Here is a 19,000-nt window from a genome sequence, read left to right on the forward strand (position 1 = left end):
CAGGTGCAGCTAGCGTCCTGAGGCTGCGCGAGCGCTTGTGAAGCTGGTGAGACCCTTGAATCACGCGCTCTTGGCGCGGCGAACAGCGTGCCAACCAAGGTTGGCACCCACCAAAGGCGGGGTGCCATGGTAGATCCACGCCATGCGTGGATGGGAAAGCGTGCCAACCAAGGTTGGCACCTACCGAGGCAGGGCTGCAGTAGATCCACGCCATGCGTGGATGTTTTTTCGCGAGCGCCGAAAGCTTGCCAACCAAGGTTGGCATCTACCAGAAGCGAAAAAAAAACGCCCCGCAATCGCGGGGCGTCTCAGCACAACCTACGCGGGGCGATCAGCCCTGGTAGTCGCGCACGTCGTGGCCGGTGTAGACCTGGCGCGGACGGCCGATCTTCATTTCCGGGTCGACCTGCTGTTCCAGCCAATGCGAGACCCAGCCGGAAGTGCGGCCCAGGGCGAACATGACGGTGAACATCTCGGTCGGGATCTGCAGCGCCTTGTAGATGATGCCGCTGTAGAAATCGACGTTCGGGTACAGCTTGCGGGCGACGAAGTACTCGTCCTGCAGCGCGGCCTGTTCCAACTTCACGGCCACGTCCAGCAGCGGATCCTGCACGCCCAGCTGCTTGAGCACCTTGCCGGTCATCTCACCGATGACCTTCGCGCGCGGATCGAAGTTCTTGTACACGCGGTGGCCGAAGCCCATCAGGCGGAAGCCGGAGGTCTTGTCCTTGGCCTTGAGCACGGCCGATTCGACGTTGTCGGCGCTGCCGATCTCTTCCAGCATCTTCAGCACGGCTTCGTTGGCACCGCCGTGGGCCGGACCCCACAGCGCGGTGACGCCAGCGGCGACCGACGCGTACGGGTTGGCACCGGTCGAACCGACCAGACGCACGGTCGAGGTCGACGCGTTCTGCTCGTGGTCGGCGTGCAGGATGAACAGCAGGTCCAGCGCCTTGACCACGTCCTGGTTCAGTTCGTACTTGCCATCGGCCGACTCGAAGGTCTGCTTCAGGAAGCGGCTGACGTAGTCCAGCGAGGTGTCCGGCTTGTTGGCCGGCAGGCCCTTGCCGTGGCGGTAGATCAGCGCCGACAGGGTCGGCACCTTGGCGATCAGGCGCACGGCAGCCTGGCGGCGCTGTTCGGCGTCGGACAGGTCCAGCGAGGCGTGGTAGATGCCCGACAGCTGCGCGATGGCGGCGGTCAGGATGGCCATCGGATGGGCATCCTTGGCGAAGCTGCCGATCAGGGTGTTGATCGACTCATCGACGTTGGCTTCGGCCGCCAGCTCGTCGGTGAAGGCCTTCAGCTGCTCGGCGCTCGGGCGCTCGCCGTTGATCAGCAGGTAGGCCACTTCGACGTAGCTCGACTTCTCCGACAGCTGCTCGATCGGGTAGCCGCGATACAGCAGCACGCCCTTGTCGCCGTCGATGTAGGTGATGGCAGACTTGCAGCTGGCCGTCGCGGTGAAACCGGAATCGTAGGTGAAATACCCCGTTTCCTTGGTCAGCTTCGCGATGTCGACGCAGTCGTTGCCGAGGGTGGGTTTGATGACGGGCAGAACGACCGACGTATCGCCGGCGTTGAGCGTGACCTGATCAAGATCGGACACTGTGTGCGCTCCTTCATGGGAAGGCGCCTGCCCAAGCGCATTGGTCAGGCACGTGAATGACGTCCTCGGCCTGTGCCGGGGATCAGGTCATTATCGCACAGCAGCATTTGCCGGGCGCTAGACAGAAGTCGTAGACGACAGGCAGCCGACACCCTGCCAGCGAGCGGCCGGGATCGGCAAACGCGTTGTCACAAGGACGCAGTGTTCCGTCCATCCAAACGCCCGTTGGGCAGGCGTCGGACAAAAACAAACGGCCGCGCAGAGCGCGGCCGTCGGTTCGAACCGGGTACGACGTATCAGCGCGCGTAGCGCTTCTGGAACTTGTCGATACGGCCCGAGGTGTCGATGACCTTGTGCTTGCCCGTGTAGAACGGATGCGAAGCCGAGGAAATTTCAACCTTCACCAGCGGGTAGTCGTTGCCGTCTTCCCACTTGATGGTTTCCTTCGTCGCCATGGTCGAGCGGGTCAGGATCTTGAAATCGGAGGTGACGTCATGGAAGACGACGTCGCGGTAGTTCGGATGGATATCGGCCTTCATGGGCTCACACCGTAAATGGGCTGGTGGTCAAGAGCGGCATTATAAGCACTGGTTGCCGCCCGGGGCAACCAGTGCGGGGGGCGAATCTCAGTCCGCGCCCAGGGCCTGGCGTACCAGGGCCTCGAAACGCCCCTGGTCGTAGGCCATCAGCAGATCACAGTTGTCCGGCTGGCCGGTCTGGCGGTTCCAGTCGACGATGGTGGCGCCACGGCTGAACGTGCCGTTCAGTTCCACATTCAGCGGCCGCGACTCGACCTGCAGCTGCCCTTCCGGGTTCAACGCCCAGGCCATGGCCAGCGCATCGGCGGTGTACCAGCGCCCGCCCTTGCTGTCTTCGGACAGGCCACGGGTCTTGCGCGAGATCAGCTCGTAGAAGCGCGCGCGATCGGAATCGGCGCCCAGCCACTGTTCGGCTTCGGTCAGCGGCAGGCCGTGGGCAACGGTGGCTTCCCAGTCCGACACCAGCAGGTGCGGGAACGCGGTGAACACCACATGCGCCGCTTCCGGATCGAAGGCGATGTTGAATTCGGCGGCGGGGGTGATGTTGCCGTGGCAGGTGACTGCGCCCCCCATCACCACGATGCGCTTGATGCGCTGGGGCAGCGTCGGGTCGAGCTTCAGCGCCAGCGCCAGGTTGGTCAGCGGGCCGAGCATCACCAGCATCAGTTCGCCGGCATGTTCGTGCGACAAACGCAGGATCGCCAGCGCGGCGTGCTCGGCGTCGGCCTGGCGGCTCGGCGGCGGCAGGTCCACGTCGCCGTAGCCATCGCGGCCATGCACGTGGGCGGCGTCAACGGACGGATGCAGCAGCGGATCGGGGCTGCCGGCGAACACCGGCACGTCGGTGCGGCCGACGATGTCGCAGAGCTTGAGGGCGTTGCGGACGGTGTACTGCAGGCCTACGTTGCCGGCGGCGATGGTCAGGGCGACCACGTCATGCCGTTCATCGGCGAAGGCCATCAGCAGGGCCAGTGCGTCGTCGACACCGGGGTCGGTATCGATCAACAGCGGGATCTTCTTGGTCATCGTTGCCGTCTTCAGATCGGCAACGAAGTGTGGACCGGGATGATGACCGTTGCAAGTATGGGGGTTCGGCAGGGCTGCGCCCTGCACCCGCAGAGGCCGGAGCAACGGCAACGGCAACGGCAAAAGCTGGCATTCCGTGGGATGGCGGGGCGGGTCCGGTTGCGGGGGACGCCGTGAATACGTCCATGTAGGCTCGGTCGCGCCATCCATGGCGCTCACGCCCCCGCAACCGGACCCACCCCGCCTTCGACAGTTCTCCGCGATCTGTCGGAATGGCATGGCCTGCTGTTGGTGGGTGTCGACCCTGCAGCTGTTGGTAGGTGTCGACCCTGCAGCTGTTGGTAGGTGTCGACCTTGGTCGACACAGTGGATCCACGCCATGCGTGGATGGATGTCGGAGGGATCGGGAAAGATGACGTAATCGGCCTGCCCTGCAGGGCCACGATGCAATTGCAGCGTTTTCGACTTTTCCAATGATTCTCATTGAAGCGATGAGGGCTGTCGTGGACATCATGAGAGGCCATCGACAACGGATGGCACGGGCTTGCAATCCCGTTTGACTGCCTTGTTGTTTACGCTTGCCTGCCGGCGTTGCGCGCGTGTTCCTGCGTGGCGTCCGGCAGGCAATCCGTCCGTGCGTTCTATGGCGGGCGGTGCGTGGGGGCTTCGCGCCCGCCGGCGTTCTTGAGGTAGTCACCGGTATTGCAACCACTCACCGTCCGCCACCCTCACCTTCGCGTGGGTGGCCTCTTGCCTTGCGCACAAGGACTGCCGACATGACCGCATCCCGCTATCCCTTCCTGTTCGCCACGCTGGGCGATGCCGCCGCCAGCATCCCCGATGAGCTGGCGCAGGCGCTGGAAACCACCCTCGCCGCCCCCGCGACCGGACCTACGGACAACGGCTTCACCCTGCTGGGTTGCCTCAAGCGCATCCGCCAGGAAGAAGGTGCCGATGGTCAGCCGTGGCCGAGCCGCTGGCATACACCTGGCCAACGTGTGGCGCTGGCCCGCATCGACCGCGCCAATGCCGGGCTGATCCTGCTGCTGGAGATGCTGCACGCCAGTGAGCGCGTGCGCGTGGACGGCGAAGAAGTGCAGCAGATAGGCGATGACATCCGCGAAGGACTGCTGCTGGCCTGCCGTGGTTTGTCCGAATACATGGGTACGCAGTTGCCGGCCGTCTAGCAAATACCAGTAGATCCACGCCATGCGTGGATAGGCTGTTGTGGAGTCGAGCCATGCTCGACTCACGCGCGCAGCGCGAACAGCAGCCGAGCATGGGCTCGGCTCTACCAGTCCGCGGCGGACGTCCTGGTCCCTGCGGGGTCAGAGCCCTTTGCTCGGCAAAGGAATCCGACCCCAACCCGTCAGGCCGAGGCGTAACGCACGGCGGTGCCGATCCAGCGCTGCACCACGCGATCTGCAAGCGCCGGTTGCTGCGCCAGCAGGCGTTCGGCCAACTCATGCACACCCGGCAACAGGCCCGCATCGCGGGCCAGATCGGCGATGCGGAAACCGGCCAGGCCGGTCTGGCGGGTGCCCAGCAGTTCGCCCGGACCGCGCAGTTCCAGGTCCTTCTCGGCGATGACGAAACCGTCGTTGGTCTCGCGCATGGTCTGCAGGCGTTCGCGCGCCATCTGCGAAAGCGGTGCCTGATACAACAGCACGCAGCGCGACACCGCCGAACCACGGCCGACGCGGCCGCGCAGCTGGTGCAGCTGGGCCAGGCCCAGGCGCTCGGCATTCTCGATCACCATCAGCGAGGCGTTGGGCACGTCCACGCCAACTTCGATCACGGTGGTGGCTACCAGCAGGTCAATGTCACCGGCCTTGAACGCGACCATCGTCGCCAGCTTCTCGGCCGCTTTCAGCCGGCCATGCACCAGCCCCACGCGAACGCCAGGCAGCAACGCCTGCAGCGATTCGTAGGTGGCCTGCGCGGGCGTGGCATCCAGCTCTTCGCTTTCTTCGATGAGCGTGCATACCCAATAGACCTGCCGCCCTTCCTGGCATGCCAGGGCGATGCGCTCGATCAGCTCGGGGCGACGATCATTGTTCAGTGCCACGGTCTGCACCGGCGTGCGGCCCGGCGGCAGCTCGTCGATGGCCGATACATCCAGGTCGGCGTACTCGGACATCGCCAGCGTGCGCGGAATCGGCGTGGCGGTCATCACCAGCTGGTGCGGCACGTTGTTGCCGCCCTTGCCCTTGTCGCGCAGCGCAAGCCGCTGGTGCACGCCGAAGCGGTGCTGCTCGTCGACGATGGCCAGGGCCAGATCCTGGAACACCACCGCTTCCTGCATCAGCGCGTGGGTACCCACCACCACCTGCGCTTCGCCGTTGGCGACCTGTTCCATTACCTTCGCGCGCGCCTTGCCGGTGACCTTGCCGGCCAGCCAGGCAATGCGCACGCCCAACGGCTCCAGCCAGCCGCGCAGGTTGTTCAGATGTTGCTCGGCCAGCAGTTCGGTGGGGGCAGCCAGTGCGACCTGCTTGCCCTGCTCCACCGCCAGCATCGCCGCCAACGCGGCCACTACTGTCTTGCCCGAGCCGACGTCGCCCTGCACCAGCCGCAGCATCGGGCTGGGGCGCGCGAGGTCTTCGCGGATCTGCTTGAACACGCGCGCCTGCGCACCGGTCAACGCGAATGGCAGCTGCTTGAGCAGCGCCTTGGCCAGCTTGCCGGGGCCGGCCAGCGGTGGCGCGTGGTGCGCCTGCAGCGCAATGCGCTGGCGACGCAGGCTGAGGTGGTGCGCCAGCAGTTCTTCCATCGCCAGCCGACGCTGCGCTGGATGGGTGCCGGCAGCGAGTGCGGCCAGGTCTGCATCCGGCGGCGGCTGATGCACAGTCAGCAGCGCGCTGCGCAGCGATGGCAGGCCGAGACCATCGAGCCAGCCGGTGGGCAGCAGTTCCAGCGTGCTTTCTTCCGGCAGGCGATCAAGCGCCTGGCCGATCAGCTTGCGCATCGTCATCGGGCCGACGCCCTCGACGGTGGGGTACACCGGATCGAGGCGGTCGCCGAGATCGGGATCGTCATTGCGCCCCAGCACCTGGTAACTGGGATGGACGATCTCTAACCCCAGATGCCCGGGCTTGGGCGTGCCGAAGCAGCGCAGGCGATTGCCGACCGCGAACTGGCCGACCTGCTGCTGGCGGAAATGGAAGAAGCGCAGCACCAGGGTGCCCTGCCCTTCATCCTCCACCGCTACCTTCAGCATCGGCCGGTAGCGCATGCCGCGCTCGACGGCGACCACCCGCACTTCCACCTGCGCCGGAATGCCGTTGCGCAGGTCTTCGATGCGGGTCAGCCGGGTGCGGTCTTCATAGCGCAGCGGCAGGTGCAGCCACAGATCCTGCAGGGTGGCCAGGCCACGCGCCTGCAGCTTGGCGGCCACGGCCGGACCGACGCCGGCGAGCATCGCAAGCGATGCTTCACCGGACGGTGCCAGTGCCGGGGTGACCGCCGCCTTGCGTGCCACGTGGCGGTCAGTCGATGACCATCACCGCGTCGACCTCGAAGTTGGCGCCCTTCGGCAGGCCGGAGACTTCGATGGTGGAACGGGCCGGGAACGGGGCCTGGAAATAGTCCTGCATCACGGCGTTGACCTTGGCGAATTCGGCCAGGTCGGTCAGGTACAGGCCCAGGCGCACGACCTTGTCCAGCGAACCGCCCGCGGCTTCGGCCACGGCCTTGAGGTTGTCGAAGGCGCGACGGGCCTGTGCTTCGACGTCACCCACGCCGACGATCTCGCCGGTGGCCGGGTCGAGCGGAATCTGGCCGGAGAAATACACGGTGTTGCCGGCGCGCACGGCCTGCGAGTACGGGCCGATGGCGGCCGGGGCCTTTTCGGTGTTGATGATCTGGCGGGACATGGGTCGCTCCGGTGCGTTGGGGGAAAACAGAGCGGTGATTGTACCGGGTGGGGGTGCATCCACGCATGGCGTGGATCTACCCCGCATGAACCGCGCGGCGGGCCGGCACGGCCGGAATCATCCACGCCGGGCGTGGATCTACTGGCGGCGAACGGCCTGCACGACCGACAGGCGGCGCAGGCGACGCATCACTTCGGCCAGGTGGTTGCGGTCGCGTACCTGGATGTTGAACGCCAGCACTGCGGCGTTGAAATCGCGGTCCAGGTAATCCACGCGCTCGATGTTGGAATGGCTCTGCGCGATCGCCGCAGCCAGCTGCGCGAGCACGCCGGTACCGTTCTCCACTTCCACCACCAGCGAGGTGTCGTAGTCGCCAGACACCGTGGTATCCCAGCCGATCAGCACCCAACGCTCCGGCGACTTGCGCAGTTCGGCCAGATTCGGGCAATCCATGCGGTGCACCACAATGCCCTTGCCGGCGGTGTGGTAGCCCATGATGTCGTCGCCCGGAATCGGCTGGCAGCAGCCGGCGAAGGTGACCACGCCGCGCTCGCTGCCATTGATCAGGATCTTTTCCTGCGAGCTGTGACGCGAATGCGCGCCGCCGCGCAGCTCGGCGTACGCCATCAGCGCCTGTGCGGCCTGGGTCGGCATCCAGTTGCCCAGCGCGACTTCTGCCAGCAGGGCCTCCAGGCGCGGGAAACGATGTTCGGCCAGGAACGCATCCAGGCGGCCCTTCGGCAGGCGCTCCAGCGAGCTGTCCATCGCCTCCAGCGCGCGGTCGAGCATGCGGTGGCCCAGCTGCACGGCATCTTCGTGCTCCAGCTGCTTGAGCTGGTGGCGGATGGCGGTGCGTGCCTTGCTGGTGACCACGAACTCCAGCCACTGCGGCTTGGGCGTGGCCGAGCGCGCGGTGATGATCTCCACCGACTGCCCGGACACCAGCTTGGTGCGCAGCGGCACCAGTTTCTTGTCCACGCGCGAAGCCACGGCCATGTTGCCGACATCGGTATGCACGGCATAGGCGAAGTCGAGCGCGGTGGAATTGCGCGGCAGGGCCAGGATCTTGCCCTTCGGCGTGAACAGGTAGACCTCGTCCGGGAACAGGTCGACCTTGACGTTGTCGAGGAACTCCAGCGAGGAACCGGCGGCACGCTGCGAATCAATCAGCTCGACGATCCAGGCGTGCGCGCGACTCTGCGCGCTGTTGGGCGAGTCACCGCCGAACTTGTAGGTCCAGTGCGCCGCCACGCCGCGCTCGGCGATCAGGTCCATCTCTTCGGTGCGGATCTGCACTTCGATCGGCGAACCATACGGGCCGAACAGCACCGTGTGCAGCGACTGGTAACCGTTGGCCTTGGGGATCGCGATGAAATCGCGGAAGCGCCCGTCCAGCGGTTTGAACGCGGCATGCACTGCGCCCAGCGAGTGGTAGCACTGCGGCACGCCGCGCACGACCAGGCGGAAGCCGAACACGTCCATCACCTGGTCGAAGGACTTGTTCTCGTCGCGCATCTTGTTGTAGATGCTCCACGGGGTCTTGATGCGGCTGACCAGGCGGTGCTCGATGCCCTCCTTGGCCAGGCGCTGCGACAGCTGCACTTCCACCTGCGCCAGCGCCTCGCGGCGCACCACCGGCTGGCTGCGGATGTGCTTTTCCAGGATGGCATGGCGCCACGGGTACAGCGCCTTGAAGCCGAGGTTCTGCAGTTCGCTCTTGACCAGGCTCATGCCCAGCCGCTGCGCGATCGGGGCGTAGATCTCCAGCGTCTCGCGGGCGATGCGGCCGCGCGCTTCGCGGCTCTGCGCGCCCAGCGTGCGCATGTTGTGCAGGCGGTCGGCCAGCTTGATCATGATCACGCGCAGGTCGCGTGACATCGCCAGCAGCATCTTGCGGAAGCTCTCGGCAGCCGCTTCCTGGCGGTCGCGGAACTTCAGCTTGTCCAGCTTGGTGACACCGTCCACCAGCTCGGCCACCGCTTCACCGAACTCGGCCGACAGCGCCTCGCGGGTCAGCGGGGTGTCTTCGATGGTGTCGTGCAGGATCGCGGCGATCAGCGCTTCCACGTCCAGGCCGAGCTCGGCCAGCACCTGGGCCACGGCCACCGGATGGGTGATGTAGGGCTCGCCCGACTTGCGCGTCTGCCCAGCGTGCGCGGAGGCGCCGACTTCCCACGCACGGCGCAGCAGCGGCAGCTGCTCGGGCGGCAGATAGTGGGCGGCGCGTTCGAGCTGGAGGACGTAATCGGGTACGGCGGCAGCGGGGACTGCGGCGACCTTGGCAGTGGGGCCTGGGTTCATGGCCAAAGCCTATGCCAGCGCGACGTTTACGGCAAACCCTGAATGCGAAACAGCCCGCACGGGGCGGGCTGTTCGGCGTATCCAGCGATGACGTTGATCGATGCGATCAATCGTCGTTCTTGGACATGTCTTCGTCGGCGACCACTTCAGCGGCGGCCCACTCCAGCGCTTCGCGCTCGGCGCGCTCACGCTCGGCCTTCTCGACTTCGTCGATCAGCGCGTTGTCGATCTTGCGGGCAGCGATCTCGCGCAGCGCCAGCACGGTCGGCTTGTCCTCGGTCTCGCTGTTGTCCAGCGTGGCCTGCACGCCATTGGCGAGCTGACGGGCGCGCTTGGAGGCCATCATCACCAGCTCGAAACGGTTGTTAACGACTTCCAGGCAATCTTCTACGGTAATGCGGGCCATACGGGCTCCCGGCGACCGGTCGGCCGCTCAGTCGAATGAGGGAAAGGGGACGGAGTGTACTGGCAGGGGCTGGACAAAATCAAGCCAACCCCCACCGGACCCTTTAGGAATCAATCAGTTGAACTCGCATCCGGGGTCAACAGGGCCTGGATCAGGCCGGCATGGCGGACCTTCTGGGCGTCCCGGCGCAGGCGGCTGGCGGTGAAGATCGCGCACAGCTCGTCCACGGCGGTGTCGAACACTTCATTGACGATGACGTAGTCGAACTCGTTGAAGTGCAGCATTTCATCGCGGGCAGCACCCAGACGCTGGGCGATGACCGCCTCGCTGTCCTGGCCGCGCTTGCGCATGCGGTCCTGCAGGGCCTGCTTGGACGGCGGCAGGATGAACACCGTCACCGTGCCCGGCACCAGCTGGCGCACCTGCTGCGCGCCCTGCCAGTCGATCTCCAGCAGCACGTCCTGGCCGGCGTTCAGCTGTGGCTCCACCGACTGCCGGGCGGTGCCCTTCCAGTCGCCATGCACCCAGGCGTGTTCGAAGAAGTCGCCGGCGGCGATCATCTCCTCGAACTTCTCCGCGCTGACGAAGTGGTAGTGCTGGCCGTTCACTTCACCCGGGCGCATGGCCCGCGAGGTGAAGGAGATCGACAGCGCGATCTGCGGGTCGCGCGCCAGGGTGGCGTTGACGATGCTGCTCTTGCCGGCGCCGGAGGGCGCGGCAACGATGTACAGCGTGCCGCGTGCGATCGCGGCCGGGGGCGTGGAAATGCTCATTCGATGTTCTGCACCTGCTCGCGGATCTGGTCGATCAGCACCTTCAGCTCGACGGCGGCATTGGACGTGCGGCTGTCCACCGACTTCGAACCGAGCGTGTTGGCCTCGCGGTTGAACTCCTGCAGCAGGAAGTCCAGGCGGCGGCCGACCGGCTCGCGCTGCTTGAGCACACGGCGGATCTCGACGATGTGGCTGGACAGGCGGTCCAGCTCCTCGTCCACGTCCAGCTTCTGCAGCCACATCACCAGTTCCTGCTCGGCGCGGCCCGGATCCACCGGATGCGGCAGGTCGGCCAGGCGGGCGGCGAGCTTGGCGCGCTGGCCGTCGCGAATGGCTGGAATCAGCGTACGGACCTCGGCGGCGATGCGCTCGATGGCATCCACGCGCTCGGCGATGGCGGTGGCCAGCGTATTGCCTTCACGCTCGCGGGCGGCGACGAAGCCGTCCAGCACCTGGTCCAGCAGCGCCAATGCTTCAACCTGCAGGGCTGCGGCATCGGTGGCCTCGCCCTGGGTGACGCCGGGCAACTGCAGCAGGTCGGTGAAGCTGACCTGCAGGTTGGGGAAATCGGAGGTCAGCCGGTGTGCCAGCTGGCCCAGCTGGCCCAGCAGCACCTCGTTGATCTGCAGGCTGGCAGCCGATTCCGGCGCGCGCAGGCGCATCACCAGATCCAGCTTGCCACGGCTCAGCCGCGCGGAAATGCGCTCGCGCAGCTGCGGTTCCAATGCGCGCAGTTCCTCGGGCAGGCGGGTGCCCACTTCCAGGAAGCGGTGGTTGACCGAGCGCAGCTCGCAGCCCAGCGTGCCCCAGGTAGTGGAACGCTCGCCGCCGGCATAGGCCGTCATGCTTCGAATCATGGATGTATCCGGTGCTTGCAAAGGGGGAATGGTACCCTAGCGGTCTCTTTTGAGCCCCTTTCCCCGCCCCGTGAAGGCCGCGGGGATGGCGGCGTACTCCCTTTCCCAACGGAACCTGCCCCATGTCCGATTTCCGCCCCAGTGGCCGTCAGCCCGATCAGCTGCGCCCGGTCGTCATCCAGCGCGGTTTCACCCGCCACGCCGAAGGTTCGGTGCTGGTCTGCTTCGGTGAAACCCGCGTGCTGTGCACGGCCAGCATCGAGAACCGGGTGCCGGGCTTCCTGCGTGGCAAGGGCGAAGGCTGGGTGACCGCCGAGTACGGCATGCTGCCGCGCGCCACCCACACCCGCAGCGACCGCGAAGCCGCACGCGGCAAGCAGGGTGGACGCACGCTGGAGATCCAGCGCCTGATCGGCCGCAGCCTGCGTGCCTGCGTGGACCGCAACGCACTGGGCGAACGCACCATCACCCTCGACTGCGACGTGCTGCAGGCCGACGGCGGCACCCGCACTGCTGCCATCACCGGCGCCTACGTGGCCCTGGTCGATGCGGTGAACGTGCTGATGAAGCGCGGTGACATCAAGCGCAACCCGATCCTCGGCGCGGTGGCGGCGGTGTCGGTCGGCGTCTACCGCGGCACCCCGGTGCTGGACCTGGATTACGCCGAAGACAGCGACTGCGACACCGACATGAACGTGGTGATGAACGATGGCGGCGGTTTCATCGAACTGCAGGGCACCGCTGAAGGCCATGCCTTCCGCCGTGACGAACTGGATGCGCTGCTGGGCCTGGCCGAAAAGGGCGTGACCGAGCTGCTGGCCGCGCAGCAGGCAGCGCTGTCGGCATGAACCGGCGCATTGCCCTGACCACCCTGGTGGTGGCCGACTACGACGAAGCCATTGCCTGGTACACCGGCAAGCTCGGCTTCCAGCTGCTGGACGACATCGACCAGGGCAGCAAGCGCTGGGTAGTGGTCGGCCCGACCGATGGCAGCGCTGCCGCCCTGCTGCTGGCCCGCGCCAGCAACGACGACCAGCGCAGCCGCATCGGCAACCAGACCGGCGGCCGCGTCGGCTTCTTCCTCAACACCGATGACTTCCGCCGCGACCACGCGGCGATGCTGGCCGCCGGTGTCGAATTCCTGGAAGAGCCGCGCGAAGAACCCTACGCCACCGTCGCGGTGTTCCGCGACCTGTACGGCAACACCTGGGACCTGTTGGAGCCCCGCTGATGAAGAAGCTTGTCCTGGCCAGCCACAACGCTGGCAAGCTGGTGGAAATGCAGGAAATCCTCGCCGACCTGCCGCTGCAGATCACTTCGGCCGCCGAACTGGGCCTGGGCGATGTGGAAGAGACCGGCCTGACCTTCGTCGAGAACGCGCTGCTGAAGGCGCGCGCCGCCTGCGAAGCAACCGGCCTGCCGGCGCTGGCCGATGATTCGGGGCTGATCGTCGACGCCCTCGGCGGTGCGCCGGGTCTGTACAGCGCGCGCTATGCGGGCCATCCGACCAATGCAGCGGCCAACAACGCCAAGCTGCTGGAAGCGATGGCCGACATCGCCGATGGCCAGCGCAGCGCCCGCTTCTATGCGGTGATCGTGCTGCTGCGGCACGCCACCGACCCGCAGCCGCTGATCTGCGAAGGCCGCTGGGAAGGACAGATCATCCGCGAACTGCGCGGGAGCAACGGCTTCGGTTACAACCCGGTGTTCCTGGATACCGCCCATGGCCTGACCGCTGCGGAGATGGAACCGGCGTTGAAGAATGCCATCAGCCATCGTGCCATCGCCCTGCAGCAGCTCAAGCAGCAGCTCGCGGCCTGGCTCTGACACCCCACCCGATCAACACAGGGAAGCCGGCCCGCGGCCGGCACTACCGATGACTGCCATGCCGCACGACCACGACCACGATCACTGCAACCACCTGCCCGGCGAGTCCTGCGACCACGACACCCCGCCACGTCTGGTGCCGCCGCCGCTGGCGCTGTACGTGCATCTGCCGTGGTGCGTGCGCAAATGCCCGTACTGCGATTTCAACTCGCACCAGGCAAAGGGCGAACTGCCCTTCGATGCCTACATCGATGCGCTGGTGCGCGACCTCGACCAGGACCTGCCGCTGGTCTGGGGCCGGGTGGTCAGCAGCGTGTTCTTCGGTGGCGGCACGCCCAGCCTGTTCCCGCCGGAAGCCATCGACCGCTTCCTGCAGCAGGCCAGCGCGCGTCTGCGCTTCGCGCCCAATGCCGAGATCACCCTGGAAACCAACCCGGGCACCGCCGAGCACGGCCGCTTCGACCGCTACCGTGCGGCCGGGGTGAACCGCCTCAGCTTCGGCATCCAGAGTTTCGATGATGCGATGCTCAAGCGCCTGGGCCGCATCCACGACAGTGGCGAGGCCGAGCGCGCGGTGAAGATGGCGCAGGACGCGGGCTACGACAATTTCAACATCGACCTGATGTACGCCCTGCCGGAGCAGACCCTGGCCGGTGCCGAGGCCGACCTGGAACGCGCGTTCGCGTTGCAGCCGACCCACATCTCGCACTACCAGCTGACCCTGGAACCGAACACCGTGTTCTTCGCGCGGCCACCGCAGGGCATCCCCGATGAAGACAATGCCTGGGACATGCAGGAACACTGCCAGGCGCTGCTGGCGCAGGCCGGTTTCGGCCAGTACGAGGTGAGTGCCTACGCCCGCCCCGGCCGGCAGAGCGCGCACAACCTGAACTACTGGCGTTTCGGTGACTACCTCGGCATTGGCGCCGGCGCACACGGCAAGATCAGTTCCGGCGCCGAGGAGCACGTGCTGCGGCGCTGGAAGCACAAGCACCCGCAGACGTTCATGGATACCGCAGGCACGGCCGCATCGTTCGGTGGCGACGAGGTGATCGCCGCTGATCGCCTGCCGTTCGAGTACATGCTCAACCTGCTGCGCCTGCACGAAGGTTTCAGCCTGCGCGACTTCGAATCGCGGACCGGCCTGGCCCGCAGCATGCTGGACGTTCCATTGGCCGAAGCGGTGCAGCGCGGTTGGCTGCTGGTGGCGGACGGGTACGTGCAACCGACCGAGCTCGGCCGGCGCTTCACCAACGATGTGGTCAGCCTGTTCCTGGAAGATTGATCTGCCTGCCGCGCGGCCATGGAAGGCCGCGCTGAATGAATCTGCGGCTAAAGTAGCGCCGTCACCGGCCGACACGGTAGATTCCAAGTTCGATACGCGGGAATCCGGATCCCCTCGCCGATGTCTGCTGTCTTCTCTCTTTCCAGTGCCGACACTGCCCGACTGGCCGCGGCCGACCTGCCGCCGCGTGTACGCGAGCTGCTGGGCGCGTTGATCGGCCTGTGCCACCAGGCCCTGACGGCACCGCTGATCCTCACCGTGGAAGCGCTGGAGCAGACCCTGCTGCATGACGCCGACCATGCCCGCAACCCGCAACAGCAGGCTGACCTGCTGGGCCAACGCGGGCAGCTGCATGCGTTCGCCGGTCACTTCAGCGACCGCATGCTCGATGCACTGGCTGATGCGCTTGCGCGGCTGCGGGAACCGGTCACCCCGGTCGTGACCGCCGCCACCCCTCCGCCATTGCCCGGCATGCTCGGGTTGACCCTGGTAGCCGAGCATGAGGTCGACCGCGACCTGCTGCTGACCGAAATGGTGCGCCGGGAAACGCTGCGTTCGGCCAACGCCTTGAACCTGCTCGGCCAGCGTCTGGGTGTTGTTGCCGGCGCGCCGGCCTTTGAAGCCGATACCCTGCCGCTTGCACCGCAGGCCCTGTGCGCGATGGTGCGCAAGCTGGCCGAACAGGATGCCCTCAGCGCCGACGTCCAGATGGCGCTGTACCGCAGTTTCGAACGGCAGGTACTGGAACGGCTGGGCAATGTGCTGGACCGTGCCAATGCGCTGCTGGCGCAGCACGGCATCCTGCCAGGCCTGGTCTACACCCCGTACCTGGCGCGTTCTTCCAGCACCCGCCGGATCATCACCCAGTCGGTCGGCAGCGGCCGCAGTGGACGCCCGTCACCGCGCGTGCCCACGCCGATGACCGGCTGGGGTGGCTCGGCACCGGCCGGCTCGTGGTGGACATTGATGCAGGACGCCTTCGCCGATGCGGCTGCGCCCGGCGCCTCGACCGGGCTGACGGTACCGGCCAGCAGCGTGCTGCATGAAATGCTGCAACGGGCGCGGCCGACCCCGCAACCAGCGGCCGATCCCGCTGCCCTGCCCAGTGCAGCGGTTGATGCCGTGCTGGCGCGCCTGCAGGGCCAGGCCAGCGCCGCCAGCGCCATGACCGATCTGCAGGCCGCCGTGGTCGCCCAGCTGCGCAGCGAACATGGCGCGCAGGCCAGCCTTGGCAGCCACGATCGTGACAATCTTGATCTGCTGCGCCTGCTGCTGCAGCAGGTACAGCAGCAGCAACGTCCGGACCCGGTGCCGGCCGCGCTGCTCGCGCGCCTGCAGGTACCACTGGCGCGCGCAGCGATGGCCGATCCCGGGTTCTTCGTTCGCGACGAACACCCGGCACGCGAACTGCTCAACCATGTCGCTGAAGCCGGCGCCAGCTGGCTCGGCGATGACGATGTCGATCCGCAGCTGCTGCAACGGCTGGCGCAGAGCGTGCAGGGCCTGCTCGGCCAGGATGCGCGCACGCCCGAGGCCTTTGCCGCCGCCAACGAAGAGATACAGCAGCACCAGCGTGCCGCCGCGCACCGCGCCGAACTGGCCGAGCGCCGTCACGTGGAAGCCGCACGCGGCAAGGAACGGCTGGAACTGGCGCGACGCCAGGCCAATGCGCAGATCGACCAGTGCTGCGACACGCAGGAACCGCCACGCTTCGTGCAGACACTGCTGCGCCAGGCCTGGGCGGACGCGTTGACGCTGACCCGCCTGCGCCACGGTGATGATTCGCCGCAATGGCAGGAGCGCCTGCAGCAGACCGAACGCATCGCTGCGATCACTGCCGAGGCCGCCAGCGAAAGCAGCGTGACCGATGCTCCGCTGGCCGCCGAGGTTGAATCGGCCCTGCTGCAGGTCGGCTACCACGCAGAGGAAGCCGCAGCCGTCGCGCGCCGCCTGTCCACACCCGGTGGCGAGGATGAAAGCACCTCACGCACCGAACTCAGCGCGCGCCTGAAGGCGCATGCGCGTCTGGGCGAACACGCAGGCGCACAGCCCTTGGCAAGCGATTCCGCACCGCGCAGCGAGGCCGAGGAGGCCTGCTACCAGCAGTTGTGCGCGCTGCCCTTCGGCAGCTGGTTCGATATCGATGACGGCGAAGGCATTCTGCGTCGCCAGCGCCTGTCCTGGTACAGCCTGCTGACTGGCCATGTGCTGTTCGTCAACGCGCGTGGGCAGAAGATCGGCGAAACCACCCTGGATGCGTTGGCCCGGCAGATGAGCGCCGGACGCGCGCAGCTGGTCACCGAAGACAAAGGCCGTCTGGTCGACCGCGCCTGGCAGGCCAGCCTGAGCGCACTGCGCACGCTCGCCGGACGTCGCCCACAGGAGCCCAACGCATGAGTACGCAACCGCCCCTTGATACCCGCCGCGCGCCGCGACGGCAGGTCTCCGACCTGGTACCGGTGACCGACCAGATGCGCGACTGCGTGGTTGGACGCCTGGGCAACGTGTCCGAGACCGGCATGCTGATGCTGGCCAGCGCCGCGCTGCGCGACGATGCGCTGTATCAGTTGCGTTTCCCGTTGCCGTTGGCCGATGGTCGCAGCGAGGTGATCGATGTCGGCGTACACCTGCTGTGGAGCGAACCGGCGCATGCGCCCGGCCAGAGCTGGGCAGGCTTCCGCTTCCTGACCCTGTCACGCGAGCATCGGCAGCAACTACGCCTGTGGATCGGCGAAGACAGCGACGAGGCACCGGTTTCGACGGGCTGAGTGCCGGTTCCGGCACAGCGGAGTGCGTCGGTATCCGGCAGAATCTAGGGCCGTTTTCCGTGTCGAGCCACCGCAATGATCCAGCAAGACCCCGGCGCCCTGTATCCCGACCACCTGGCCGTGCTGTGCCGACGCGCCGAGCAGGCGCTGGCACGCGGCGGCTTCGACCACCTGGTGGTGCCCAGCGGCACCCTGCACTACCAGGTCTTCGACGACCGTGACTACCCGTACGCGGTCAACCCGCAGTTCAAGGCCTGGCTGCCGCTGACCCGGGTGCCCAACAGCTGGATCGTGTTCACCCCGGGCAAGCGTCCGGCGGTGATCTTCCACCAGCCGTTCGACTACTGGCATGTAGTGCCGGATGCACCGAGCGGCTGGTGGGTCGAGCACTTCGACATCCACATCATCCGCACGCCCGAGGAAGCGCTGGCACTGCTGCCGTCCGACCCGGCGCGCTGCGCGATCCTGGGTGAACCGCAGAGCGCGCTGGGCGCGTATGTGCCGAACAACCCGGCGCCGGTGGTGAACTACCTGGAATGGCATCGCGGCAGCAAGACGCCCTATGAAATCGCACTGATGCGCCAGGCGCAGGTGCTGGGCGTGCGCGGCCATCGCGCAGCCGAAGCGGCGTTCCGCAATGGCGCCGACGAGTTCAGCATCCACATGGCGTACTGCCAGGCCGTGGGCCAGGACGCCACTGAACTGCCGTACGGCAACATCGTGGCCCTGAACGAACATGCGGCAGTGCTGCATTACACCGAACTGGGCCGCAAGGCACCGCAGCCGCTGCGCAGCTTCCTGATCGACGCCGGCGCCAGCGCGCATGGTTATGCCAGCGACATCACCCGCACCTACGCCGCCGCCGGCCATGACGAGTTCGCGGCAATGATCGAAGCCGTCGATGCCGCGCAGCAGACGATGTGCGCAGCGGTGCGCCCGGGCTTCGACTACAAGCAGCTGCATGTTGATGCGCATCTGTCGCTGATGGGCGTGCTGAAGGACTTCGGCGTGATCAAGGTGTCGCCGCAGACTGCGCTGGAAACCGGCGTCAGCGCCGCGTTCTTCCCGCATGGCATCGGTCACCTGATCGGCCTGCAGGTGCACGACGTGGCGGGTTTCGCTGCCAGTGACGAAGGCGGACGCATCGAGCGCCCGGCGGGTCATCCATACCTGCGCCTGACCCGCGTACTGGAACCGGGCATGGTGGTGACGATCGAGCCGGGCCTGTACTTCATCGACATGCTGTTGAACGAAGTGAAGGCTGCCGGCCATGGCGATGCGATCAACTGGGATCGCGTGGACTTCTTCCGTCCGTACGGCGGCATCCGCATCGAAGACGAAGTGCTGTGCACTGATGGCGAGGCGGACAATCTGACGCGGCCGGTGTTTGCGGCGGCGAACGGCTGAGCCCCTCGTGGTTGGTCGCGAAACGCATCGAGACTACTGAGGCGTGGCCGGGCGGGTGAGCTGCGCAGGGGACGCCGTAAATGCGTCCCTGTAGGCTCGGGCGCGCCATCCATGGCGCTTACGCCCCTGCGCAGCCCACCCGCCCGGCCACGGACAGTTTCCGTGTGCGGCCAGCCACGGAAGAAAGAAAGAAAAGCAAAAGCGGGTCGCTCGCTGCGCTCGCTCTGTGTCGACCAAGGTCGACACCTACCAACGGCCGCGCGTCCCAACAACCGCGCGTCCCAACAATCGCCGTTACCAACAGCCGCAGGAATCTGTCAGAGGTGG

The 19,000-nt window shown here is 66.7% G+C and carries 17 protein-coding genes; 8 read left to right on the forward strand and 9 right to left on the reverse strand.

All coding sequences use genetic code 11. The annotated features are described in order from the left end of the window. Nucleotides 1-331 precede the first annotated feature (331 nt). The 3 genes from QP457_RS17550 to QP457_RS17560 form a co-directional block, all read right to left on the reverse strand. Nucleotides 332-1,609, reverse strand: a complete 1,278-nt coding sequence (locus QP457_RS17550; RefSeq protein WP_205405172.1) for a citrate synthase — start codon at nt 1,607-1,609, stop codon at nt 332-334. A gap of 296 nt (nt 1,610-1,905) precedes the next feature. Next, entirely contained in the window at nt 1,906-2,148 is a 243-nt protein-coding gene (locus QP457_RS17555; protein WP_010484049.1) for a type B 50S ribosomal protein L31, read from the reverse strand. Between the two features lie 87 nt (nt 2,149-2,235). Further along, on the reverse strand, nt 2,236-3,174 hold the full coding sequence (locus QP457_RS17560) for a nucleoside hydrolase (protein ID WP_205405173.1): 939 nt from the start codon (nt 3,172-3,174) through the stop codon (nt 2,236-2,238). 776 nt (nt 3,175-3,950) lie between these two features. Here QP457_RS17560 and QP457_RS17565 point away from each other — a divergent pair. Further along, nucleotides 3,951-4,361, forward strand: a complete 411-nt coding sequence (locus QP457_RS17565) for a hypothetical protein (protein WP_205405174.1) — start codon at nt 3,951-3,953, stop codon at nt 4,359-4,361. Between the two features lie 182 nt (nt 4,362-4,543). On the opposite strand, the gene recG is transcribed toward QP457_RS17565, so the two are convergent. The 6 genes from recG to QP457_RS17595 all read right to left on the reverse strand — a co-directional run bounded on the left by recG (nt 4,544) and on the right by QP457_RS17595 (nt 11,386). Continuing rightward, the gene (gene recG, locus QP457_RS17570; protein WP_099820814.1) at nt 4,544-6,655 is read right to left on the reverse strand and encodes an ATP-dependent DNA helicase RecG; all 2,112 of its coding nucleotides are present in this window, start codon (nt 6,653-6,655) and stop codon (nt 4,544-4,546) included. 7 nt (nt 6,656-6,662) lie between these two features. Next, on the reverse strand, nt 6,663-7,049 hold the full coding sequence (locus QP457_RS17575) for a RidA family protein (RefSeq protein ID WP_205405175.1): 387 nt from the start codon (nt 7,047-7,049) through the stop codon (nt 6,663-6,665). A gap of 138 nt (nt 7,050-7,187) precedes the next feature. Continuing rightward, nucleotides 7,188-9,350, reverse strand: coding sequence for a bifunctional (p)ppGpp synthetase/guanosine-3',5'-bis(diphosphate) 3'-pyrophosphohydrolase (locus QP457_RS17580; RefSeq protein WP_025874213.1), 2,163 nt, complete (start codon nt 9,348-9,350; stop codon nt 7,188-7,190). A 106-nt stretch (nt 9,351-9,456) separates the two neighbouring features. Next, the gene (gene rpoZ / locus QP457_RS17585) at nt 9,457-9,756 is read right to left on the reverse strand and encodes a DNA-directed RNA polymerase subunit omega (RefSeq protein ID WP_005410877.1); all 300 of its coding nucleotides are present in this window, start codon (nt 9,754-9,756) and stop codon (nt 9,457-9,459) included. A 110-nt stretch (nt 9,757-9,866) separates the two neighbouring features. Next, nucleotides 9,867-10,529: a guanylate kinase gene (gene gmk, locus QP457_RS17590; RefSeq protein ID WP_033831917.1), complete on the reverse strand. Its 663-nt coding sequence runs from the start codon at nt 10,527-10,529 to the stop codon at nt 9,867-9,869. Continuing rightward, nucleotides 10,526-11,386: a YicC/YloC family endoribonuclease gene (locus tag QP457_RS17595; protein ID WP_205405176.1), complete on the reverse strand. Its 861-nt coding sequence runs from the start codon at nt 11,384-11,386 to the stop codon at nt 10,526-10,528. Before QP457_RS17595 ends, gmk begins: the two co-directional genes overlap by 4 nt. 122 nt (nt 11,387-11,508) lie before the next feature. Between QP457_RS17595 and rph the strand changes: the two genes are divergently transcribed. The 7 genes from rph (at nt 11,509) to pepQ (ending at nt 18,673) form a co-directional block, all read left to right on the forward strand. Beyond that, nucleotides 11,509-12,234 carry a ribonuclease PH gene (gene rph / locus QP457_RS17600; protein WP_025874210.1) on the forward strand — a complete coding sequence of 242 codons (726 nt, stop codon included), beginning with the start codon at nt 11,509-11,511 and terminating at the stop codon, nt 12,232-12,234. Continuing rightward, nucleotides 12,231-12,617: a VOC family protein gene (locus tag QP457_RS17605; RefSeq protein WP_180165836.1), complete on the forward strand. Its 387-nt coding sequence runs from the start codon at nt 12,231-12,233 to the stop codon at nt 12,615-12,617. Before rph ends, QP457_RS17605 begins: the two co-directional genes overlap by 4 nt. Further along, nucleotides 12,617-13,213 carry an RdgB/HAM1 family non-canonical purine NTP pyrophosphatase gene (gene rdgB, locus QP457_RS17610; RefSeq protein ID WP_180165838.1) on the forward strand — a complete coding sequence of 199 codons (597 nt, stop codon included), beginning with the start codon at nt 12,617-12,619 and terminating at the stop codon, nt 13,211-13,213. Before QP457_RS17605 ends, rdgB begins: the two co-directional genes overlap by 1 nt. A gap of 58 nt (nt 13,214-13,271) precedes the next feature. Further along, on the forward strand, nt 13,272-14,498 hold the full coding sequence (hemW, locus tag QP457_RS17615) for a radical SAM family heme chaperone HemW (protein WP_240196531.1): 1,227 nt from the start codon (nt 13,272-13,274) through the stop codon (nt 14,496-14,498). A 120-nt stretch (nt 14,499-14,618) separates the two neighbouring features. Then, nucleotides 14,619-16,895 (forward strand): DUF1631 family protein, encoded by a 2,277-nt coding sequence (locus QP457_RS17620; protein ID WP_205405177.1) that lies wholly within the window; start codon nt 14,619-14,621, stop codon nt 16,893-16,895. Next, the gene (locus QP457_RS17625) at nt 16,892-17,266 is read left to right on the forward strand and encodes a PilZ domain-containing protein (protein ID WP_180165841.1); all 375 of its coding nucleotides are present in this window, start codon (nt 16,892-16,894) and stop codon (nt 17,264-17,266) included. The genes QP457_RS17620 and QP457_RS17625 overlap by 4 nt, the downstream gene beginning before the upstream one ends. A 75-nt stretch (nt 17,267-17,341) precedes the next feature. Then, nucleotides 17,342-18,673 (forward strand): Xaa-Pro dipeptidase, encoded by a 1,332-nt coding sequence (gene pepQ / locus QP457_RS17630; RefSeq protein WP_205405178.1) that lies wholly within the window; start codon nt 17,342-17,344, stop codon nt 18,671-18,673. Nucleotides 18,674-19,000: the final 327 nt, after the last annotated feature.

It is taken from the genome of Stenotrophomonas sp. As-7, from assembly GCF_030291015.1.
GTDB classification, from domain to species: Bacteria; Pseudomonadota; Gammaproteobacteria; order Xanthomonadales; family Xanthomonadaceae; genus Stenotrophomonas; species Stenotrophomonas lactitubi.